Origin of the sequence: Cupriavidus plantarum (assembly GCF_905397285.1) — a bacterium.
GTDB lineage: Bacteria > Pseudomonadota > Gammaproteobacteria > Burkholderiales > Burkholderiaceae > Cupriavidus > Cupriavidus plantarum.
This window is the reverse complement of the sequence record NZ_CAJPUX010000001.1, coordinates 990,645-1,013,363: the sequence shown is the minus strand read 5'-3', so window position 1 is coordinate 1,013,363 and position 22,719 is coordinate 990,645. Positions and strand designations below refer to the sequence as shown.

Here is a 22,719-nt window from a genome sequence, read left to right as displayed (position 1 = left end):
CTTCCGCCCCCGTCAGCCGGCCCTCAGGCCAGCGTCGCGATATCGATCGTCACTTCCATGGTCTCGCCCGCCCCGCCCTCCAGGATGCCCCGGATTGGTGCCGCCGACGCATAATCGCGCCCCACCGCAAGGCGCACGTGGCGCCCGTCCGTCACGCAGCGGTGCGTCACGTCGATGCTGCACCAGAGGCCGCGCTCGGGATCGAGGCAGACATCGGCCCACGCGTGGCTGGCCAGCTCCGTCGCCGCGGGATCGTAGAAATAACCGCTGACATAGCGCGCCGGGATGCCGAACGCCCGGCACGCGCCCACCATGACCTGCGCCTGGTCCTGGCAGACGCCGCTGCCGAGCTGGAAAGCCTCCGCGGCGGACGTGCCGACGTCGGTCGTATTGGCCTTGTACCGCACGCGGCCGGCGATGCCGTCGGCGAGCGCGAGCAGCGCCGGCAGGTCGTGCCCGGCCGCGAGGAACGGCGCCGCAAAGGCCTGCATCTCGGCCGGCGCCGCGGTCATCGGCGTCGGCGCGACGAAGTAAAGCGGCGAGACGCGCGCCTCGCCCGTATCCGGCAGGTCGTAGAAGCCCGGCATGCCGGCCACGGCAGTCACCTCGACCTCGCCCGTGGCGACGATCTCGATGCGGCTCGCGGGGCCGGACACGGTGAAGTTGTGGATGATGTTGCCAAAACCGTCACGGGCGGACGACAGGTTGCCCGGCGCCGAGACTTGCCACGCGTGCACCGACTGGAGCGGGCCCGTCCGCGGCTCCAGCCGCAGTTCGTGCACGCCGCGGCGCACCGGTTCCGCGTAGCGGTAGACGGTCTTGTGATGAATCTTGTATTTCACGGTAGAGGATCGCGCGCAGACTGGCGTTTCATCGGCGAGTCTGCGCGCGCCGCGCGCTCGGGAGGCATCTTGTGGCGTCTCAGGCAGCGAGCGGCACCAGGAAATCCCGGCTGATACCGTTGCCGAGGTCGCCAATGCGCTCGAGGAAGCTCGTCAGGTAAGCATGCAGACCGCACGCGAAGATATCGTCGATCCGCGCATATTTCAGGTCAGCGTGGAGTTTACCAGCCTGCCGCTCGGTCTCCGACGACTGCTGGTTGGCCACCAGCGCGAGAATCGACACGACCTCGTCCATGCTCGACACCAGCGAACGCGGCATGTCGGGACGCAGGATCAGCAGTTCCGCCACACGCTGCGGCGTAATCACGGCGCGGTAGATCTTGCGGTACACCTCGAACCCCGACACCGAGCGCAGCACCGCGGCCCAGTGGTAGAAGTCGTTCTGCTCGCGGTTCGGATCGGCGTCCTCGCTGCCGGACGCCTGGAACTTGACGTCGAGAATCCGCGCGGTGTTGTCGGCGCGCTCCAGGAACGTGCCCAGCCGCATGAAGTGGAACGCGTCGTCCTTGAGCATCGTGCCGAACTGCACGCCGCGCGCGAGGTGCGACCGGAACTTGACCCATTCGAAGAAGCGCGAGGGGTCCGCGTGCAGCTCGCCGTCGGCAATCTGGCGCTGCACGTCGAGCCACGTGGTGTTGATCGTCTCCCAGACTTCGGTCGTCAGCGAGCCGCGCACCGCGCGCGCGTTCTCGCGGGCCGCGCGCAGGCAGCTCATGATCGACGACGGGTTGGTCATGTCGCGCACCATGAAGTCGATGACGTCGTCGCGCGTGAGCAGGCCGTACTTGTTGTCGAACGCGTTGGTGAGCTCGGAAATGTCCAGCATCGCCCACCAGCCCTGCTCCGCCACTTCGGCGGACTGGGGCAGCAGCGAGGTCTGGTAGTTGACGTCGAGCATGCGGGCGGTGTTCTCCGCGCGCTCGGTATAGCGGGCCATCCAGAACAAATGGTCGGCGGTGCGGCTCAGCATGATGGTCTCTCCGTGTTCCGTATTCCGACTTATCGTTCCAGCACCCAGGTGTCCTTGGTGCCGCCCCCTTGCGAGGAGTTGACCACGAGCGACCCTTCGCGCAATGCCACGCGCGTCAATCCGCCGGGCACCATGCGCACCTCCTTGCCCGACAGCACGAACGGCCGCAGGTCGATATGGCGCGGCGCGATACCGGACTCGACGTACGTGGGGCATGTGGACAGCGCCAGCGTCGGCTGCGCGATGTACTGCTCCGGCCGCGCGCGGACGACTTCGCGGAACTGGTCGATCTCCGCGCGCGTGGCGGCGGGCCCGACGAGCATGCCGTAGCCGCCCGCGCCGTGCGTTTCCTTGACCACGAGTTCGCCCATGTGGTCGAGCACGTATTGCAGGTCGTCGGGGCGGCGGCACATGTAGGTTGGCACGTTGGAGAGGATCGCTTCCTCGCCGAGGTAGAAGCGGATCATGTCCGGCACATACGGGTAGATCGACTTGTCGTCGGCCACGCCCGTGCCGATGGCGTTGGAGATGGTCACGTTGCCCGCGCGGTAGACGGACAGCAACCCGGCCGCGCCGAGCGCGGAGTCCGGCCGGAACGCGAGCGGATCGAGGAAGTCGTCATCGACGCGGCGGTAGATCACGTCGATGCGCTGCGGACCCTGCGTCGTGCGCATATACAGGTGTTCGTCCTCGACGAACAGGTCGCTGCCTTCGACGAGTTCCACACCCATCTGCTGCGCGAGGAACGCGTGCTCGAAATACGCCGAGTTGTACATGCCCGGTGTGAGCACGACCACGGTCGGGTCCGCGATATTCTGCGGGGAGACGCCGCGCAGCATGTCCAGCAGCAGGTCGGGATAGTGCGCGACAGGCGCCACGCGATTGCGCGCGAACAGATCGGGGAACAACCGCATCATCATCTTGCGGTTCTCGAGCATGTAGGAGACGCCAGACGGCACGCGGAGGTTGTCCTCGAGCACGTAGAACTCGCCCTCGCCCGCGCGCACCACGTCGATGCCCGCCACATGCGCATAGATATCGCGCGGCACGTCGATGCCGAGCATCTCGGGCCGGTACTGGGCGTTGTTGTAGATCTGGTCCGCGGGAATCACGCCCGCGCGGATGATGTCCTGCCCGTGATAGATGTCGTGGATGAAGCGATTCAACGCGGCCACGCGCTGCCGCAGGCCACGCTCGAGCGTCGCCCACTCGCTCGCGGGGAAGATGCGCGGGATCACGTCGAACGGAATCGTCCGCTCGGTGCCGCTGTTGGACTCGTCCTTGTCGCCATAGACCGCGAACGTAATGCCCACGCGGCGGAAGATCAGATCCGCCTCCGCCCGCTTGTTGTCCATGACCGCGCCGGGCTGGCGTCCGAGCCAGTCGGCAAAGCTCCGGTAGTGCGCGCGCACGGCACTGGCCGGCAGTGTCTCACCTGCCTGGACGAGGCTTACCCCCCCATCGTCCCTGGCCTCCAGCATCTCGTCGAAAAAACGCGCCGCCATGATGGCCGCTCCTCTCGTTGGATGGGCCGCGCGGTGTTGTCCATATCGTCCACACGCCGGCGGCCGCCTGTTGTCGATGCCTGTCGAGTACTGGCCCTTTCAGCATATCCGCATCGGGAAATCCCGCAAGATGGGACGCGCCCGATGCATGGCGACAATCTAGCAAGATGCTTGCCAGCCTGGCAATGGGTGCGCGTCGGTCAGCAGACGGGCGGGCAGCTGTCGAGGATGTCCTGCACCAGTTGCTGCGGCGTGCGACGGATATCGAGCACCAGCGCGTTGCGGGGCTCCTCGAGCGTCTGGAACTGGCTCTGCAGCAGCGCCGGGTTGAAGAAATGGTCCGTGCGCACGGACAGGCGGCCGCCGATGGTCTCGGCATCGCCCTTCATGTAGATGAAGGTCACGCCGCCGTCGGGCGGCGTCAGGCGGTCGCGATAGACCTGCCGCAGCGCGGAACAGGTAAAGACGTGCGGACGCCGTTCGGCGCGGGCGGCGTCGATGGCCGCGCGCATCGCGGCCAGCCACGGCCAGCGGTCCTCGTCGGTCAGCGGAATGCCCGCGTGCATCTTGTCCTTGTTGGCGGCGCTATGGAATTCGTCGGCATCATTGAATTCGCATTGCAGGCGATTGGCCAGCAGTTGGCCGACCGTGGTCTTGCCGCTGCCGGAAACGCCCATCAGGATGTAGATCATGTCTGCTCCGTCGATCGTGGTCGGATGGTCGTGCCATCCTTGTCGGTAGCCTCCGCGCCGGGCCGCAGTCACTGGTCTCACCGGACTCATCGACCCTGGCGGGCGCGCAGGTGCCCGCCGGCGCGTCCCGGCGGGAATGCTTGAAAACGAGGCGTTGCCTTACGAGGTGTGCCTGACGAGGTCTATTGTGCGACGGCCGGCGCCGTTTGGGCAGCGTCGGCTTCGGACAGGTCCATCGCGCTGCCGCCCTCTTCCGCGGTGCGCGCATGGCGCCGGAACAGGCCGAACAGTCCGCGGCCCAGACTGAAGCGCGCGAAATCGTCGGCGGGGGCAACGGCCGGCTCGCGTGCGTCGAACTCGGCCAGCGTCTCGTCGTCGCCGATCAGCTCCAGCGTCCCGGCAACCGCGTCCACGCGGATGAGGTCGCCGTCGCGCACGCGCGCGAGCGGGCCGCCGGCCAGCGCTTCGGGGCCGACGTGGATGACCGCGGGCACCTTGCCCGAGGCGCCAGACATGCGGCCATCGGTCACCAATGCGACGCGATGTCCGGCATCCTGCAGCGCGCCGAGCGCGGGCGTGAGCCGGTGCAGTTCGGGCATGCCGTTGGCGTTCGGACCCTGGAAGCGCACCACGGCGACGACGTCGCGGTTCAGTTCGTCGGCTTCGAACGCGGCCTGCAGCGCTTCCTGCGATTCGAACACGCGCGCGGGGGCTTCGATCAAGCGGTGCTCCTCCGCCACGGCGGAGACCTTGATGACGCCGCGGCCGAGGTTGCCCGCCATCAGGCGGAGACCGCCTTCGTGCGAGAACGGCGCCGAGGCCGGCGCAAGCACGGTCTTGTCGCCGCTCTCGGCGGGACCGTCGCGCCACGTCAGCTTGCCGTCCGTCATCACGGGCTCCTGCGCATAGCGCGCGAGGCCGCGGCCCGCCACCGTTTCGACGTCTTCGTGCAGCAGGCGTGCATCGAGCAGTTGCGCGATCACGTAGGCCACGCCGCCCGCGGCATGGAAGTGGTTCACGTCGGCCGAGCCGTTCGGATACACGCGCGCCAGCAGCGGCGTGATGCGCGACAGGCGGTCGAAGTCGTTCCAGTCGATGACGATGCCGGCGGAACGCGCCATCGCCACGAGGTGGATCGTGTGGTTGGTGGAACCGCCCGTGGCGAGCAAGCCGATCATCGCGTTGACGACCGCGCGCTCATCGACGATGCGGGCGAGCGGCGTGTACGCGTTGCCCCGCGCGGTAAGGGCCAGCGCGCGCTGGGCGGCGGCCACCGTCAATGCGTCGCGCAGGCCGCTATCGGGATGAATGAACGCGGCGCCCGGCATATGGAGACCCATGATCTCCATCAGGAACTGGTTGCTGTTCGCCGTGCCGTAGAACGTGCAGGTGCCCGCGCCGTGGTACGCGGCGCATTCGGCTTCCAGCAGCGCGTCGCGTCCCACCTGTCCGGTCGCGTACAGCTGGCGTACGCGGGCCTTTTCCTTGTTCGGGAGGCCGCTCGCCATCGGGCCCGCTGGAACGAACACCACGGGAAGATGGCCGAATTGCAGCGCGCCCATCAACAGGCCAGGCACGATCTTGTCGCAGACGCCGAGCATGACGGCCGCGTCGAACGTGTTGTGGGACAGCGCCACGGCCGTGCCCATCGCGATGGCGTCACGCGAGAACAGCGAGAGTTCCATGCCCGCGTTGCCCTGCGTAATGCCGTCGCACATCGCGGGCACGCCACCGGCAACTTGCGCGACCGCGCCCACCGCGCGTGCCGCCTCGCGAATCACCGAGGGGTAACGTTCGTACGGCTGGTGCGCGGACAGCATGTCGTTGTACGCGGTGACGATACCGAGGTTAGGGGCGTGGTCGACGCGGAGGCGCAGCTTGTCGTTGGCGGGCAGCGCCGCGTAGCCATGCGCGAGGTTCGCGCACGACATGCCGCGCAGCGGGCCGAGTTCCTGCTGGGTCCGCTCGCAGCGCGCCAGGTACGCGGCGCGGCTCGCGCGGCTGCGCGCGATCACGCGTTCGGTGACGGCGGCCACCTCGCCTACGACATTGGCGCCTTGGGAATCGTGGGGCATGGACGTTCCATATCTGTAGATTTTCTACATTATATCCATGGGACTTGCGGCTAAGGAACCCGGTCATTGCGCCGAATCTGCTTTTTCGTGCGCTTATACCCGAAAAACTGGGGAAACCCCTAGGTGCGGTTGGGCACAGGGTCGCAGAGAATCGCGCCACCTCGCGTGTAGAATCTCTACACAGCCTCAGACTCCGATCATGCGCGACCGAATTCTTGCCGTCTACGACACGCTCCGTCCTTCCGAGCGCCGCCTGGCCGACTACATTGCCCGCCACGGCGCGAGCGTGATCCGCCTGTCCATGCCCGAACTGGCCGAACGCGCCGGCGTTTCGCAGCCGACCATCGCGCGGTTTTGCGCGGCGCTGGGCTATGACGGGTTTCGCGAATTCAAGCTGCAGTTTGCGCAGAACGTTGGCGGGGGGACGCCATTCGTCCATCAGGACGTCGAGGTCAGCGACCGGCCGGCGGACATTGCCGGGAAGGTGTTCGATCGCACGATTGCGACGCTGATGACGGTGCGCAATGCCCTGTCGGCGGATCAGATCGAGCATGCGATCACGCTGCTGGCGAATGCGCGGCGGATCGAGTTCTATGGATGCGGCAATTCGGGGATCGTCGCGCTGGATATTCAGCACAAGTTCTTCCGGCTTGGGATCCCGACGACGGCGTACTCGGACTCACATGTGTTCAGCATGTCGGCGGCGTTGTTGCGGCCAGGGGATGTGGCGGTGCTGGTCTCCAATAGCGGGCGCACCTGGGACATGCTGACGGCCGCCACGCTCGCGCGCGCCAGTGGCGCCAGCGTGCTCGCGCTGACCCATAGCGGCTCGCCGCTTGCGGGGCTGGCGGATATTTGCGTGTTCTCGGATGTGGAGGAGGACAGCGATATCTACACGCCGATGACGTCACGGATTTCGCATCTTGTGATTGGGGATGTGCTGGCGGCAGGGGTGGCGTTGCAGCGGGCGGATACGGTAGCGCCGGGGTTGCAGCGAGCGAAGGCCCATTTGCGGGAAAGGCGGATCGCGGGGGCGGAGCCGGCGGTTTTTGCGGACGCCGGGCCGGCTGCCGATGGGGCTGGGGCGGTAGTGCGCGCGAGGGGCGGCAAGCGTGCCGCGCGTGCTACGGGTACGGGTACGGGTACGGGTACGGGTACGGGTACGGGTACGGGTACGGGTACGGCGGCGGCGCCGCGCCGGCGCGGCTGACATACGCGCCGCCTCGAGGCGCATCGTCAGCAGCGGTATCGCACCGTCGCTCTCTCCGCTGACGGGATTCCCGTGGCGCTAGCCCCCGTCGCTATTTTTCTGATGCTATCCTCCTGACGCTATCCTCCTGACGCTATCGCCGGTCGCTATCTCCGGTCGCTATCCCCCGTCGCTATCCCCCGTCGCTATCCCCCGTCCCTATCCCCCGTCGCTACACCGCGTCGCTACACCCCGTCGCGCCTCCCAAGGCCACCGCGCGCTCATTGCGGCGCGGGTGGCGCGTCGCGCCAGTAGCGCCTGACGTGCTGGCGGTATGGGGTGACGGTGTACGCGTCACCACGCGTGGTGACGGTGATGGCCCCGGTCTCGTCGGTGCGATAGCGATGGATGCCGCGCGCTTCGTAGCGCGCCCACACGTCGGCGCGCGGATGGCCGTAGCGGTTGCGGTGGCCCAGTTGAAACACCGCGACCTCGGGCGCCACGGCGCGCAGCAGCGCCGCGCTGGACGACGTGCCGCTGCCGTGATGCGGCACGCCGAGGATGTCCGACCGTAGCGTCATCGCGGCCTCTGCGGCCGGTCTTTCCCGCGCTTCACCGGGGACCGTTTCAGCATTCCGGGCCGCCCGCGCGATATCGCGCGTCACGTCCGGCGCCACGTCCGGCGCCACGTCCGGCGCCACGTCCTGCGCCACGTCCTGCGCCACGTCCGGCGCGACGCTCTGAGCCACGTCCTGAGCCACGTCCTGAGCCACGTCCTGCGCCACGTCCTGCGCCACGTCCTGCGCCACGTCCTGCGCCGCGTCCTGCGCCCCACCTCGCGCAGTTTCGCGCCGCGCTATCGCGCGCTCTTCGGCGGCGCCGATGTCGCCTGTCAGCAGCACGCTCCGGTGCGCCGTGGCCACGCGTAGCACGCAGCTGCGCGCGTTGCTGGCGTGGCGCGCGTTCCCGGCATGCGTGGCCAGCGGATGCAGGAACTCGAACCGGACGTCATCCCACACCCACGCCATACCGGCTTCGCACAGGTCCCAGGCCGCCGACATCCATGGTTGCCCCGGTGGCGCGGAGGTGAGCCGCAGGGCGACAGGCACCGCGGCCTCGATATCGCGTACGCCGCCCGCGTGGTCCGCGTCCTCGTGGCTGACGACTAGCCCGTCGAGGCGCCGCACACCGGTGGCGCGCAGGAACGGCACCACGACCTGCGCGCCCGCGCTGGTGCCTGACTGGTACGCCGGCCCCGTGTCGTAGAGCAACGCATGCGATCGCGTCTCCACAAGCACCGCGGTCCCCTGCCCCACGTCGAGGAACGTCACCCGCATCTCGCCATGCTCCACGGGTGTACCGCTGGAGACGACCATCGGCACCATCAGCGCCGCGCCATACCACCGCATGCCACGGTCGCCCTCCGGCATCAGCAGCAAGCCAACGCCAATCATCGCAAGCGCCACGGCGAACGGGCTCGGCTGCGCGGCCTCCCACACCGCCCACGACGGCGCCGCCAGCCACGCGAGCCCCTCGGCCAGCCACGCCATGGCCGTATGCGCGACGGCCAGCGCGACGCTTGCGACGGGCGCCGGCGCGACGGCGCCTACGAGCGACAGCGGTGTGACCACGACGCTCACCACGGGAATCGCCACCGCATTGGCCACCGCCGACACCACCGACACTTGCCCGAACAGCAGCAGCGAGAACGGCACGAGCCCGATGGTCACCGCCCACTGCACACGCGCGGCATCCGCAATCGCCGCCGGAAGGCGCGACAGTTGCCGGCGCATCCGCGCCGGCGCCGACTCGCCGGCGTCGGCGGACATGCCTATGCCGACGCGGTGGTCGCTGACGGCACCACGGACCGCGCCGCCAGCGGCCTCCGATTCGGCCACGCGCGCGTCGCCGCGCGCACCGTTAGACCCCACCGCGCCGCGCGCGTCCCGCGCCGCGGTCCCGGCGCTCGCCGACACGCCTATGCCGAGGCGGTGGTCGTTGACTGCACCACGGACCCCGCCGCCGCCGGCCTCCGATTCCGCGAGGCGCGCCTCGCCGCGCGCACCGTCACACTTCACCGCGCCGCGCACCCCACCGCGCGCGTCCCGCGCCGCGGTCTCGGCGCTCCTCGGACTCTCCGGGCGACGTGTGCATGCCGTGGCGTCCTTCGCTCGTCCGCGACGCGCTTCGCGCGCGGCGGGGTCAGCGCCGGAGACAGCGCCGGAGACAGCGCCGGAGACAGCGCCGGGGTCAGCGACGGAGACAGCGCCGGGGTCAGCGGCAGAGTCAGCGCCGGGTTCAGCGGCAGGGTCAGCGCCGGGTTCAGCGGCAAGGTCGCGACGCGCTGCGGCGAGGAAGATCACGGCGACGGCGCCGAAAGAGAGCCAGAAGCCGGGGGACATCACGGCCCAGGGGTCGATGGCGATGGCCGCCGCTGCGGCCCACGCCAGCACCATCGTGGGTGGCGGGCAGCGGCCGCTCCATAGGGCCACGGCGGCGACCACGAGCATTGCCACGGTCCGCAGTGCGGGGATCTGCATGCCGGCGATCAGCCCGTATGCCAACGCGGTGACGACAGCCGCGACGAGTCCTGCCTGACGCGCTGGCCACCGCAGCGGCAGCGGACGCCGGAGTCTTCGGCTCAAGCCGAGGGAATGCCGCCACAGCCAATGCACGATGCCCCCCACCGCGCCCGAAAGCATCGTGATGTGCAGGCCCGAGATGCTCACCAGATGCGAGATGCCGGTGCGGCGGAAGATGTCCCAGTCCGCCTGCGCAATCCCGCGCTGATCGCCGATCGCCAGCGCCACGAGCACGCCGGCAAATCGCGCGGGAACCCCGGCGTCGCCGGGCATTGCGTTGTGCATGCGCTCGCGCAATGCCGCACGGACCTGGGCGATGGGGGCGCGATGGCCTGGCAACGGTCCGGCGCGCGCGGCGCGGACATAACCGGTGGCCCCGATACCCTCACCCATCAGCCAGTATGCGTAGTCGAACCCATAAGGATTCGCCAGCCCCCGCGGCCGCTTGAGCCGCACGGTGAATTCCCAACGCTGGCCCGGCGCGAGCGCCATGGGCGGGTTGCGCCAGCTGAGCAGTACACGTTCGGGTATGCCCTCCGCCCCTGCGTCGGGCGCGAACAGGAACCGCGTGCCGTGCGCGGCCACATCGGGCAGGCCCGCGATGAACCCCGAGAGAACGAGGTTCTGTCCCGCGAGCGTGTCTGGCAGCCACGCGGCCATGCGCACCGTCGCGCGCCAGTTGGCCCATCCCGCCCCAAGCACGAGCGCGAGCACGGTGGCGAGCACCAGCGACGGCACGCGCGCGCCCGCGCGCCGTCTCACGCGCGGGGCCCACCGCCACCTCAGCCACCCCATGCCGCACGCACAAACACCCGCGATCGCCCACGCATATCCCTGCCAGGACGGCAGCGCCTCTCGTTGCTGCAGCCACCAGCAACCCGCCACGAAAGCCAGCAGGCAAGCCCGCATCGGCCTCTCCTTCCATCGGGAAAAGCCGCGTTGTAGCGCGAAACGTGGACAAGAAACGTGTCTGCGTGTTGTCCAAACGTGTCAGCTTGATTCCAAAGCCATCGCGTCAACATCGCATCGGCGCTTTACACCGCGGACCCGAGAATTGCCACGGCGTTGATGCGCGAACCGATATCGTCTCCGTCCCAACGTGGAGATATGCAATGTTTGAGATCGGCAAGGACTACACACGCGAACAGATTCACTCGGTATGCGGCGGCAGCAAGCAGGCATTCCTGCCTACGAAAAACGGCAAGGTGGTGGCCATCTGTCTGCGGCCGGAGCTGAATCCCGGCGCGCCGGAAGCGATCGTATGCAGCAGCAGCGCCGCCACGCGCGCCGCGGGCCGGACGCTGGCGTCGCAGAAGGAGGCGGTGCCGGTGTTCATCAAGGGGGCAACGGACCGGTACCGCTACGCCGGGCAGTTCACGGCGGCGGGATCGCTCACGACGCCGCCCGACTGCGCGCCGTATGTCGTGAACAGCGGCTTTACGCTAGGCCAGGTCTCGCGCGTCGTCAGGATGGAACGTGTCAACGGCGGTGTCAACGGCGGTGTCAACGGCGGTGTCAACGGCGGTGTCAACGGCGGCGCTAACGGCGGTGTCAACGGCGGCGCTAACGGCGGCATTAACGGCGCGGGCTGACGCTCGTCGCGCACACCCGCCGCTAACCCGCCGCTAACCCGCCTCTCACGCCTCTCACGCCTATCGCGGCGCCATCGTCGCCGCGAACGCGCCAAGCCGCGGGATTGCCGCGACGGAATTGGCCCACATCGCGTGGGCCAGCGAATCGAGCGGCAGCCCGCGCAGTTCGCTCAACACGCGCGCCACGCCCACCACCTCCCCGGGCGTGTTCCGCGCCTTGTGCTGCTCGCCGAACTGCCCATCCGACAGCCACGCCGGCGCGATGTCCGGCGCATCGGTCTCGAGCACGATCGCCTCGAGCGGCACTTCGACCGCGAGCCGGCGGATCTGCTTCGCGCGCTCGTAAGTCATGTTGCCGCCAAACCCAAGCTTCATACCATGCTCGACATAGCGCCGCGCCTGCTCGTTGCTGCCGTTGAACGCGTGCGCAATGCCCTGCCGCACACCGATGCGGCGCAGGCCGGCATAGACCTGATCCTGCGAGCGACGCACGTGCACCAGCACCGGCAGATCGAACTCCCGGGCAAGCTTCAATTGCTCGGTGTAGAGCCACGTCTGATGCGCGGCATCGAGCCCGGGAACGAAGAAATCGAGCCCGATCTCCCCGATCGCCACGAACCGCGGATCGTCCATCGAGGCCTCGACCTCGAGCCGCAGCGTATCGAGGTCCGCCTGCCCCGCACCCGGCGTATAGAGCGGATGAATCCCGAGCGCATACACGCACCGCGCATCGCCATGGGCGAGGTCCCGCACGGCCGCGAAGTTCGACACCGCCACCGCCGGTAACACGATGCCCGAGACACCGGCCTGCCCGGCGGCCTCCGTCACCGCGGCCCGATCGGCCTCGAACTCGCCGGCGTCCAGATGGCAATGCGTGTCGATCCACATGGTGCCGGTCGCGATCAGCGCTCGCGATGCAGATGCCCGTCGCGCAACCGCAGCACGCGGTCGCAACGGCCGGCGAGCTCGGTATCGTGCGTCACGATCACGAAGCTCGTGCCCAGCGTGCGAGAGAGCTCGAGCATCAGGTCATACACGCCGCCGGCGGTATGGTCATCGAGGTTACCCGTCGGCTCGTCGGCCAGCACGCAGGCCGGCTGCCCGACCAGCGCGCGGGCAATGGCGACACGCTGCCGCTCGCCCCCGGACAACTCGCCCGGCCGATGCTTCGCACGCCCACCGAGTCCCACGCGATCGAGCATCGCCTGCGCGGCCGCGCGCGCCTCGCGCTCCTTGAGCCCGCGAATGCGCATCGGCATCGCGACATTGTCCAGCGCCGTGAACTCGGGCAGCAGATGATGGAACTGGTAGACGAAACCGAGCGAGCGATTGCGTACCTCGTTGCGCTCGCGTTCACGGAGCGCGGTGAACGGCTTGCCGAGCAGCGCGACGCGGCCCGAATCGGGATTGTCGAGGCCGCCGAGCACATGCAACAGCGTACTCTTGCCCGAGCCCGACGCGCCGACGATGGCGACCTTCTCGCCCGCATCCACGCGCACATCGACGCCCTTCAGCACATCGACATCGAGCCCGCCCTGGCGGAACCGCTTGGTCAGCGCCTCGGCCACGAGCACCGGCGCGCCCTGCTGGACGACCAGCCCCGGCACCGCGGACACCACCGAGGCATCCTGCAGCAACGTCGTCTCACTCATAGCGCAGGGCCTCCGCCGGGTTCACGCGGGCGGCACGCCAGCTCGGGTACAGGGTCGCCAGCGTCGCCAGCACGAAGGAGATGATGCCGATGGTGGCAATGTCGTTCACGCGCGGATCCGAGGGCAGTTCGCTGATGAAATAAATGTCGCGCGGCAGGAACTGCACGTGCAGCAGCCGCTCGATGAAGGGCACGATCACGTCGATATTGGTCGCGATCAGCGTACCGCCGGCCACGCCGAGCAACGTGCCGATGAAGCCGATGGCCACGCCCTGCACGATAAAGATCTTCATGATCGAGCGCGGCTGCGCCCCCATCGTCCGCAGGATCGCGATATCGGGTTGCTTGTCCGTGACGGTCATCACGAGCGTCGACACGAGGTTGAACGCGGCCACCGCGATGATCAGCGTCAGGATGATGAACATCATGCGTTTCTCGGTCTGCACCGCCGCGAACCAGTTGCGGTTCTGCTGCGACCAGTCGCGCAGATACAGGTTGCCCGTCATCGTCGTCGCAAGCTGCCGCGCCACCTCCGGCGCGCGCTGCATGTCCGTGAGCTTGAGCCGCACGCCGGTCGGGCCTTCCTGACGGAACAGCGTCTCCGCGTCGTGGATGTTGATCAGCGCGAGCGCGCTGTCGAATTCGTAATGGCCCGAAGAGAACACGCCGACCACGGTGAACTGCTTGAGCCGCGGCAGCACGCCGGCCGGCGTGATGGTGCCCTGCGGCGCGACCAGCGTGACCTTGTCGCCCACGCGCACACCCATCGCCGCGGCCAGTTCGCTACCGAGCGCGATATCGAAACCGCCCGGCACCAGCGCGTTCATGTTGCCCGAGGTGAATTGCGCGCCGACGTCGGAGACCTTGGGCTCCTCGGCCGGATCGACCCCGCGCAGCAGCACGCCGCGCACGGCGTCCTCGCGCGTGAGCATGGCCTGCGCGGCGACATAGGGCGCGGCGCCGATCACTTCCTTGTTCTGCATGGCCTCGGCGGCGGTCTTCTGCCAGTCGGGCAACGGGCCCGGGCCGATGACCTCGATATGCGCGAGCACCGACAGCATCCGGTCGCGCACTTCCTTCTGGAAGCCGTTCATCACCGACAGCACGACGATCAGCGCGGCCACGCCGAGCGCGATGCCGAGCATCGAGATCATCGAGATGAACGAGATGAACGTATTGCGGCTGGCGCGCTTGCTTGCGCGGGTGTATCGCCAGCCAATCTGCCACTCGTAGGGAAAGTTCAAGAGACGTCCTATTGATTCTCGGAAATTGGGCGACAGTTTACAATCTTGCCCACCATGATGACGCAACTCACCCTGATTGTCCCCTTTTCGGTACCGCCAGGCCCCGGCGGCGACGGCGCCGACGGCATCGACGAGCGCGTGTCCGACGCCCTGCTACGGCAGTTGGAGCTGCCCGCGCTCGGAAAGTTGCTGACGCGGGCTACGCCGGGGCCACGGGAGCGTCACGACGACCCGTTCCTCCGCAGCCTGCCGCAGGAGCGCTGGCTGGCCAGCCGGGCCGGCCTGCCGACCGATCGCGTGCCCACCGCGCCCTACATGCGCATGGCCGACCTGCGGCAAACCGACGCGGCGGCACTGGCCAACGCACCGAACGACGCACTGGACGGTGCCTGGGCCTGCCTCCAGCCCGTGCATATCCACGCGGCACGCGACCATCTGGTGCTCGTGCATCCGGAGCAGCTCGACCTCCGTCCGGACGAGGCCACGGCCCTGCGCGCGGCGATCGACGAGCTGCTGGCGGAAGCCGGCATCGCGCTCGAGACGCCCGCGCCGGCCCGCTGGTATCTGCCGGAAGCCACGTTCGGCGAACTGGAGGCCACCACACCGCTGCGCGCCGCTGGCCGCAATATCGATATCTGGCTGCAGGCCGGCGCGCGCGCGCGCGACTGGCGGCGACTGCAGAACGAGATTCAGATGACGTGGCACGATCATCCGGTCAACGAGGCGCGCCAGGCCGAGGGCCGGCTCGCCGTCAATTCGGTCTGGCTGCATGGCGGCGGCACGATGCGCCCTGTGCCGAAGCTTGCCGACACGGTGCTGACCGATGATGCGTTCCTGTCCGGCCTCGCGCTGGCTGGCGGGAGCCGCGCGGCGCCCCTGCCCGCGCGCTTTGCCGACATCGCCTCGCATGGCGCTGGCAGTGTGCTGGCCCTTGTCGAACGCGCTAGCGAGCCTTATCTGGCGTCGGACTGGCACGAGTGGCTGCTCCGGATGCATGCGCTCGACGCCGACTGGTTCGCCCCGGCGCTGGAAGCCCTCGCCAACGGCGGCATCGACGCGGTGACGCTCGTGCTGTCCGGCGAGAACCATTTTGCCGAATTTACCGTGCGCCGCGCGGACCTGCGCAAGTTCTGGCGCGGCGTGGGCGCGCGCGGCAACTGGCGCGCGCTGCTGTCCGACCTGGCCATGGCGGCCTGACCCGACCTTTCGATGACCTGCCCATGACCCGGATCGCCATCCGCCAGTTCTCCCCCATCCACGCCGACACGCTGGCCGCATCCGGCCTGCATCCGACGCTGGCGCGGATTCTTTCCGCGCGCGGGGTGCTGCACCCCGACGAGCTCGCGACCGAACTCGCCGTGCTCACGCCGCCCGCGTCGATGAAGGGCATCGCCCACGCGGCCGAGTATCTCGCCGATGCCATCGCGGCACAGAAGTCGCTGCTGATCGTCGCCGACTACGATTGCGATGGCGCCACCGCCTGCGCGGTGGGGGTGCGTGGCCTGCGCATGCTCGGCGCGCGCGTGGACTTCATCGTGCCGAACCGGTTCGAGTACGGCTACGGCCTGACGCCCGAAATCGTCGACCTCGCCGCGCAGCGCAACCCCGATGTGATCGTCACCGTCGACAACGGCATTGCCAGTGTGGACGGCGTCGCCGCGGCCAACGCACGGGGCATCGACGTCGTGGTCACCGACCACCACCTTCCCGGCGCGGTCCTGCCCGACGCGGCGGTGATCGTGAATCCGAACCAGCCCGGCTGCGAATTCCCAAGCAAGAACCTCGCGGGCGTGGGGGTGATGTTCTACGTGCTGCTCGCCGTGCGCGCGGAACTGCGCCGCCGCGGCGCGTATGAAACGACCAGGGCGCCGAACCTGCAAACGCTGCTCGATCTCGTCGCGCTCGGCACCGTCGCCGACGTGGTCAAGCTCGATGCGAACAACCGCATTCTGGTCGCGCAGGGTCTGCGCCAGATGCGCGCGGGCCGCATGCATGCCGGCGTGGCCGCGCTGTTCCGCGCCGCCGGCCGCGATGCCACGCGCGCCAACACGTTCGACCTCGGCTTCGGTCTTGGCCCGCGCCTGAATGCGGCCGGCCGGCTCGCCGACATGTCGCTCGGCATCGAATGCCTGCTCACGGACGATGCCGAACGCGCATGGGCCATCGCGCAGGAACTCGACGGCATGAACCGCGAGCGCCGCGACATCGAGGCCGGCATGCAGATGGAGGCGCTGAAGATCCTCGAGGCGCCGCTCGACGGCATCGACCCCGCATCACGCTTCACGGTCAGCGTGTTCAACGACACGTGGCATCAGGGCGTGATCGGCATCGTCGCGTCGCGGCTGAAGGAGAAATTCCATCGCCCGACCATCACGTTCGCGCCCGGCGACGACCTCCATATCAAGGGCTCGGGCCGCTCGATTCCGGGCTTCCATCTGCGGGATGCGCTGGACCTCGTCTCCAAGCGCCACCCCGGCCTGCTCGTGAAGTTCGGCGGCCACGCGATGGCGGCGGGCCTGACCTTGCGCGCCGATCAGTTCGACACCTTCATGAACGCCTTCGAGGCCGTGGGCCGCGAATGGCTCACCGACGACCAGCTCGCGCGCGTGGTGGAGACCGATGGCGACATCGGCGCCGAATGCTTCGAGCCCGCGTTCGTGACGCTGCTAGAGGAGCAGGTGTGGGGCCAGGGCTTCCCGCCGCCAACCTTCAGCGGCGAATTCGAGGTGCTGCGCGAGTCGATCCTGAAGGGCAAGCACCTGAAGCTGCAGCTCGGCCGCGGCGGCCAGCGCTTCGACGCGATCTGGTTCAATCACGCCGAGGCGCTTGGCAGCGCGAGCGCCACCATCGCCTACCGGCTCGACAACAACACGTTCAATGGTGTGACACGCGTGCAGCTCGTGATCGAGCACGCGCAGGCCTGATGCGGAACCCAACCTTCATCGCGCGGGCAGGTAGCGCAGCGGATCCACAGGCTGCGTGCCGCCGCGCACTTCGAAATGCAGCTCGGCATCGGCGCCCATCACGCCGATATCCTGCCCCGCCGAGACCTGCGCGTTCTCCTTGATCGTCGGCTTGTCGAGGTTGCCGTAGACGGTCAGCCAGTCGTCGTTGTGCTTGACGATCACGAGCATGCCGTAGCCGCGCATCTCGCCCACGTGGATGGCCCAGCCCGAGGCGGCCGCGCGGACCTTGCCGCCGCTCGGCACCGCGATCCGGATGCCCTTCTCGCCCGGCGGCGCAAAGCGTCCCGTCACGTGGCCGTCCGCGGGCCATTGCAGGCGGATGCTGGTGGCGGGCACCTTGCCCTGCGGCGCCGGCTCGGATCGGGCGGGCGCCGGGTTGTAGGCGGGCCCCGGGGAGGACGAAGCAGCTGCCGCGCCGGCCGGCGGACGGACGCGGATCAGCTGATCCACCTCGATCTGGTCCGCGCTGGCCAGATTGTTCCAGCGCGTGAGTTCCGCCACGGACCGCTTGTGGCGCCGCGCGATCGAATACAGCGTGTCGCCACGCTCGACGCGATAGAAACCGTCGGGCGCGGGTCCGCCGGTGGTACCGCAGGCGGCCAGCAGCGCGGAAGCGGCCGCGGCGCCAAGCAACGAACCAAGCGTCGATAGCGCATGTCGGCGGGACAGCTGGCGGGACAAAGTGACAGGTTCGGAAGAAGCCGATCGGGGTGATGCAATAACCGTCATGCGTCTGGGTTTCCATACAGGTGTGAGCCGCTATTTTCCCTCAAGTGACGTTCGCTGCGGTCGCCTCGCGATCCGCTATAATTCCCGGTTTTGGAAGCGCAGGAACATCATGGAAGCAGAACGCCTCAACGCCATCTCCGGTGCCATCTCCGATCTCCGTTCGCGAACGGAAGATCTACGGGGGTATCTTTGACTACGATGTCAAGGTAGGACGCCTCGACGAAGTCAATGGCTTGCTGGAAGATCCCGACGTCTGGAACAACCCTAAAAAGGCCCAGGATCTCGGGAAGGAAAAGAAAATGCTCGAGGGCGTCGTCGGCGTGCTCGGGAAGCTCACGGACGACCTGAGCGGCGCGGAAGAGCTGTTCGAACTCGCGCGCGAGGAAGCCGACGACGAGACGCTCGAGTCGATCGAGACGGACGTCAAGGGCTTCGAAGCCATCGTCGCGGACATGGAGTTCCGCCGCATGTTCTCGGGCGAAATGGACCAGGCCAACGCGTTCATCGACATCCAGGCCGGCGCCGGCGGCACCGAAGCGTGCGACTGGGCCTCGATGCTGCTGCGCCAGTACCTCAAGTACTGCGAACGCAAGGGTTTCAAGGCCGAGGTACTGGAAGAATCCGAAGGCGACGTGGCCGGCATCAAGAGCGCCACGATCAAGATCGAAGGCGAATACGCGTTCGGCTACCTGCGGACCGAGACCGGCGTGCACCGCCTGGTGCGCAAGTCGCCGTTCGACTCGTCGGGCGGCCGCCATACGTCTTTCTCCTCCGTATTCGTGTATCCCGAGGTCGACGACTCGTTCGAGGTCGAGGTCAATCCCGCCGATCTGCGCGTGGACACCTATCGTGCTTCGGGCGCGGGCGGCCAGCACATCAACAAGACCGATTCGGCCGTGCGGATCACGCACATCCCGACCGGCATCGTCGTGCAGTGCCAGAACGACCGTTCGCAGCACCGCAACCGCGCCGAGGCCATGTCGATGCTGAAGTCGCGCCTGTACGAGCACGAGATGCGCAAGCGCCAGGCCGAGGCCGACAAGCTCGAAGCGGGCAAGACCGATGTGGGCTGGGGTCACCAGATCCGTTCGTACGTGCTGGACCAGAGCCGCATCAAGGACCTGCGCACGAACGTCGAAATGTCGAACACGCAGAAGGTGCTCGACGGCGACCTCGATCCGTTCATCGAAGCCAGCCTGAAACAGGGGCTGTAAGCATCCGCTATCAGTATCCGTATGACCGCCGCGCGCGCCGGGACTCACCCGGCAAGCCCGGCGGCCTCCACAAAAGCCAGACGTACCACACCGATCGAAGAGAAATCCGGGGATTGTCATGAGCGCAGCCAAACACCTTTACATCGTGACCGGCGCCTCGCGCGGGCTCGGCGCGGCCATCACGCGCGCGCTGCTCGTGCCGGGCAACCGCGTGGTCTGCGTGGCCCGCAGCCGCAACCCAGAGATGGAAGCGGTCGCCACGGCCAGCGGCGTGCCCGTGGCATGGCACCTGCAGGACCTCGCCCAGCCCGGCCCCGCTGCAGGCTGGCTTGGCAGCGTGCTCGACGCCGTGGATGAGCCGCCGGCCAGCGTCACGCTGATCCTCAACGCCGGCGTCGTGGAGCCGATCGGCCCGATTACCCAGCTGAACGAAAACACGCTGATTCCGCATCTGCTGACCAACCTGGCCGCGCCGATGACGATGACCGGCGCCTTTCTGGAACACACCGCGCGCTTCGACTGCCCCCGCAAGATCCTCGCGATCTCGTCGGGCGCCGCGCGCAATCCGGTGCCGGGCTGGAGCGCCTACTGCGCCGGCAAGGCCGCGCTGGACATGTTTATCCGCTCGGTCAATGCCGAGTACCGCGACCTGCCCGCGCCGCGTGCCGTGCGCGCGGTCTCGCTCGCGCCCGGCGTGGTGGACACCGACATGCAGGCGACCATCCGCGACGCGGAGTTCGCCGACGTCCAGCGCTTCCGCGACCTGAAGGCCAACGACAAGCTGTCGTCGCCCGAAGAGACCGCTCAGCGCATCGCGGCCTATCTGACTCGCCCCGATTTCGGCACGACCGAACTCGACGATATTCGCAATTACTGAACCATCATGACCGAACCCACGCGCGCCAATTCCGCCGCCCCCGCCACCTCTGACACGCCCGCCGTCGACGAGAACAAGATCATCGCGGAGCGGCGCGAGAAACTGCAGGCACTGCGCCAGCAGGGCGTCGCCTTCCCGAACGACTTCCGTCCCACGCACCAGGCCGCCGCGCTGCACGCGCAGTTTGGCGAGACCGACCAGGCCGCGCTCGAAGCCACGCCGGTCGAGGTGTCGATCGCCGGCCGCATGATGCTCAAGCGCGTGATGGGCAAGGCCAGCTTCGCCACCGTGCAGGACGGCAGCGGCCAGATCCAGTTCTACATCACCCGCGACAAGGTCGGCGAGGACGTCTACGCGGCCTTCAAGCACTGGGACCTCGGTGACATCATCAGCGCGCGCGGCGAACTGTTCCGCACGAACAAGGGCGAGCTGTCCGTGCAGGTGCGCGAGCTGCGCCTGCTGTCCAAGTCCCTGCGTCCGCTGCCGGACAAGTTCCACGGTCTGGCCGACCAGGAAATGAAATACCGCCAGCGCTACGTGGACCTGATCGTCTCGCCCGAGACGCGCAACACGTTCCGCGCGCGCACGAGCGCCATTTCCTCGCTGCGCCGCCATATGGCCGACGCGGGCTTCATGGAAGTGGAAACGCCGATGCTGCACCCGATTCCGGGCGGCGCCGCGGCCAAGCCGTTCATCACGCACCACAACGCGCTGGACATGCAGATGTTCCTGCGCATCGCGCCCGAGCTCTATCTCAAGCGCCTGGTCGTCGGCGGCTTCGAGCGCGTGTTCGAGATCAACCGAAACTTCCGTAACGAAGGGGTGAGCCCGCGCCACAATCCCGAGTTCACGATGATGGAGTTCTACGCGGCCTACACGGATTACCGCTGGCTGATGGACTTCACCGAGAACCTGATCCGCCAGGCCGCGATCGATGCGCGCGGCAGCGCCACGGTGACCTATCAGGGCCGCGAGCTCGACCTCGCCAAGCCGTTCCACCGCCTCACCATCACGCAGGCGATCCAGAAATACGCGCCGCAGTACACGGACGCGCAACTGGCCGACGCGGACTTCCTGCGCACCGAGCTCAAGAAGTTCGGCGTCAACACCAGCGCGCCGCAGTTCCTGAATGCCGGCCTCGGTTCGCTGCAACTGGTGCTGTTCGAGGAAACGGCCGAGAGCCAGCTGTGGGAGCCGACGTTCATCATCGACTACCCGGTCGAGGTCTCGCCGCTGGCCCGCGCTTCGGACACGGTGCCGGGCATTACCGAACGTTTCGAACTGTTCATCACGGGGCGTGAGATCGCCAACGGTTTCTCGGAGCTCAACGACGCCGAGGATCAGGCGGAACGTTTCCGCAAGCAGGTCGAGCAGAAGGACGCCGGCGACGAGGAAGCGATGTACTTCGACGCCGACTACATTCGCGCGCTCGAATACGGCATGCCCCCGACGGGCGGCTGTGGCATCGGCATCGACCGCCTGGTCATGCTGCTGACCGATAGTCCGAACATCCGCGACGTCATCCTCTTCCCGCATCTGCGCCGCGAAGACTGATCGTCGTCAGGGCCCCTCTCCGCGCGGAGAGGGGTTTCGTTGTTACAGAAACCCTGTCAGATTCGCACCGACACCTGAGCCAAGCGCTTGATTCCAAAGCGTTTTCCGGCTCACAACTCCTTACAAAATTCAACGGCTTTTGGGCCGGCCTTGCGCCAAACTAGGTGCATCCATCCGGCATGCCGGATTGCTCTGGAGAACAAGAAATGCAAAGCCCCGTGCCCCAAAGCCCTGTGCCTTCCACGCCGTCCGCCACCACGCCGTCCGCCACCACGCCGTCGTCTTCCACGCCGGTGCCGCGTAGCCGCCGGCTGCATCCCCTCGTGGGGGCGGCCGCCGTGGCCGTGGTGGTCGCGAGCCTGACGGCCGTCGCCGCGATGACCGGCGTACTGCCGACGAGCAAAGCGAACCAGAACGCGAACATGGAAGCGGCCCCAACCGCGACGCCATCGGCAACGGCGCCTGTGGCCGGCTATGTCCCCCAGACGCCGCCGCCGGGATCGACCACGCGCCCGCCCGCCTATGAGCAGGCCTCGAACAATGCCCCGCCGCCCCCGGCGCAGCCCGCCGCCCAACAACCGGCGCCCGCGGTGAAGCCGAGCCATACGGCCGGCCGCATCGTGGCCGTGACGCCAATCCAGACCGAAAAGCCGACCAGCGGTCTCGGCGCGGTCGGTGGCGCAGTCGTCGGTGGCCTGCTCGGCAACCAGATCGGCCGCGGTAATGGCCGGATTCTCGGCACCGTCGCCGGCGCGGCCGCCGGTGGCTACGCGGGTAACGTCGTCGAGAAGCACGTGAACAAGGACACGCAGTACCGCGTCAGCGTGAAGATGGACGACGGTACGCAACGCACCTTCACGTACGAGCGCGACCCTGGCGTGCAGATCGGCCAGCGCGTGCATATGGAGCGTGGCGTGCTGGTCAACGGCTGATCCGGCCCACGCCGTAAAAAACAAAGGGCGCGTCATCGCTGACGC

Annotated in this window: 17 protein-coding genes and 1 pseudogene; 8 read left to right on the top strand and 10 right to left on the bottom strand. The window is 67.9% G+C overall.

What is annotated here, in order from left to right; translation table 11 throughout:
* Window positions 1-23: 23 nt before the first annotated feature.
* The 5 genes from KHP16_RS04685 to edd form a co-directional block, all read right to left on the bottom strand.
* Entirely contained in the window at window positions 24-842 is an 819-nt protein-coding gene (locus tag KHP16_RS04685) for a transglutaminase family protein (protein ID WP_211959652.1), read from the bottom strand.
* A gap of 79 nt (window positions 843-921) precedes the next feature.
* Window positions 922-1,872, bottom strand: coding sequence for an alpha-E domain-containing protein (locus tag KHP16_RS04680; protein WP_109581568.1), 951 nt, complete (start codon window positions 1,870-1,872; stop codon window positions 922-924).
* A gap of 29 nt (window positions 1,873-1,901) precedes the next feature.
* A complete protein-coding gene (locus tag KHP16_RS04675; protein ID WP_109581569.1) occupies window positions 1,902-3,377 on the bottom strand; it encodes a circularly permuted type 2 ATP-grasp protein in 1,476 nt (491 codons plus the stop codon).
* 200 nt (window positions 3,378-3,577) lie between these two features.
* Window positions 3,578-4,069 (bottom strand): gluconokinase, encoded by a 492-nt coding sequence (locus KHP16_RS04670; RefSeq protein WP_109581570.1) that lies wholly within the window; start codon window positions 4,067-4,069, stop codon window positions 3,578-3,580.
* Between the two features lie 182 nt (window positions 4,070-4,251).
* Window positions 4,252-6,144, bottom strand: coding sequence for a phosphogluconate dehydratase (edd, locus tag KHP16_RS04665; RefSeq protein ID WP_109581571.1), 1,893 nt, complete (start codon window positions 6,142-6,144; stop codon window positions 4,252-4,254).
* Between the two features lie 199 nt (window positions 6,145-6,343).
* Between edd and KHP16_RS04660 the strand changes: the two genes are divergently transcribed.
* Window positions 6,344-7,354, top strand: coding sequence for a MurR/RpiR family transcriptional regulator (locus KHP16_RS04660; RefSeq protein WP_211959651.1), 1,011 nt, complete (start codon window positions 6,344-6,346; stop codon window positions 7,352-7,354).
* A 260-nt stretch (window positions 7,355-7,614) separates the two neighbouring features.
* Here KHP16_RS04660 and KHP16_RS28275 read toward each other — a convergent pair whose 3' ends face one another.
* The gene (locus tag KHP16_RS28275) at window positions 7,615-10,824 is read right to left on the bottom strand and encodes a ComEC/Rec2 family competence protein (RefSeq protein WP_244835636.1); all 3,210 of its coding nucleotides are present in this window, start codon (window positions 10,822-10,824) and stop codon (window positions 7,615-7,617) included.
* Window positions 10,825-11,027: 203 nt separating this feature from the next.
* On the opposite strand from KHP16_RS28275, the pseudogene KHP16_RS04645 reads away from it, so the two are divergent.
* A pseudogene (locus tag KHP16_RS04645) lies at window positions 11,028-11,393 on the top strand (hypothetical protein); the annotation flags it as partial.
* 174 nt (window positions 11,394-11,567) lie between these two features.
* Here KHP16_RS04645 and KHP16_RS04640 read toward each other — a convergent pair.
* The 3 genes from KHP16_RS04640 to KHP16_RS04630 are packed head-to-tail and all read right to left on the bottom strand — an operon-like array spanning window position 11,568 to window position 14,402.
* Window positions 11,568-12,395, bottom strand: coding sequence for a TatD family hydrolase (locus KHP16_RS04640; protein WP_211959650.1), 828 nt, complete (start codon window positions 12,393-12,395; stop codon window positions 11,568-11,570).
* 14 nt (window positions 12,396-12,409) lie between these two features.
* Window positions 12,410-13,159 carry a lipoprotein-releasing ABC transporter ATP-binding protein LolD gene (gene lolD, locus KHP16_RS04635; RefSeq protein ID WP_244835635.1) on the bottom strand — a complete coding sequence of 250 codons (750 nt, stop codon included), beginning with the start codon at window positions 13,157-13,159 and terminating at the stop codon, window positions 12,410-12,412.
* A complete protein-coding gene (locus tag KHP16_RS04630; protein ID WP_109581573.1) occupies window positions 13,152-14,402 on the bottom strand; it encodes a lipoprotein-releasing ABC transporter permease subunit in 1,251 nt (416 codons plus the stop codon). Before KHP16_RS04630 ends, lolD begins: the two co-directional genes overlap by 8 nt.
* A gap of 54 nt (window positions 14,403-14,456) precedes the next feature.
* Here KHP16_RS04630 and KHP16_RS04625 point away from each other — a divergent pair, with 54 nt between their 5' ends.
* A complete protein-coding gene (locus KHP16_RS04625) occupies window positions 14,457-15,599 on the top strand; it encodes a hypothetical protein (RefSeq protein WP_211959649.1) in 1,143 nt (380 codons plus the stop codon).
* A gap of 23 nt (window positions 15,600-15,622) precedes the next feature.
* Window positions 15,623-17,326, top strand: a complete 1,704-nt coding sequence (gene recJ / locus KHP16_RS04620; protein ID WP_109581575.1) for a single-stranded-DNA-specific exonuclease RecJ — start codon at window positions 15,623-15,625, stop codon at window positions 17,324-17,326.
* A 15-nt stretch (window positions 17,327-17,341) separates the two neighbouring features.
* Here recJ and KHP16_RS04615 read toward each other — a convergent pair whose 3' ends face one another.
* Window positions 17,342-18,049 carry a M23 family metallopeptidase gene (locus KHP16_RS04615; RefSeq protein ID WP_244835634.1) on the bottom strand — a complete coding sequence of 236 codons (708 nt, stop codon included), beginning with the start codon at window positions 18,047-18,049 and terminating at the stop codon, window positions 17,342-17,344.
* Window positions 18,050-18,206: 157 nt separating this feature from the next.
* On the opposite strand from KHP16_RS04615, the gene prfB reads away from it, so the two are divergent.
* The 4 genes from prfB to KHP16_RS04595 all read left to right on the top strand — a co-directional run bounded on the left by prfB (window position 18,207) and on the right by KHP16_RS04595 (window position 22,674).
* Window positions 18,207-19,311 (top strand): peptide chain release factor 2 gene (prfB, locus tag KHP16_RS04610; RefSeq protein ID WP_109581577.1). Its coding sequence is split into 2 segments (ribosomal slippage): window positions 18,207-18,287 and window positions 18,289-19,311, totalling 1,104 coding nucleotides; the frame shifts between segments, so codons are not numbered across the junction.
* Between the two features lie 118 nt (window positions 19,312-19,429).
* On the top strand, window positions 19,430-20,188 hold the full coding sequence (locus KHP16_RS04605; protein WP_109581578.1) for an SDR family oxidoreductase: 759 nt from the start codon (window positions 19,430-19,432) through the stop codon (window positions 20,186-20,188).
* Window positions 20,189-20,194: 6 nt separating this feature from the next.
* The gene (lysS, locus tag KHP16_RS04600) at window positions 20,195-21,742 is read left to right on the top strand and encodes a lysine--tRNA ligase (protein ID WP_115952011.1); all 1,548 of its coding nucleotides are present in this window, start codon (window positions 20,195-20,197) and stop codon (window positions 21,740-21,742) included.
* Between the two features lie 218 nt (window positions 21,743-21,960).
* Window positions 21,961-22,674 (top strand): glycine zipper 2TM domain-containing protein, encoded by a 714-nt coding sequence (locus tag KHP16_RS04595; protein ID WP_375153785.1) that lies wholly within the window; start codon window positions 21,961-21,963, stop codon window positions 22,672-22,674.
* Window positions 22,675-22,719: the final 45 nt, after the last annotated feature.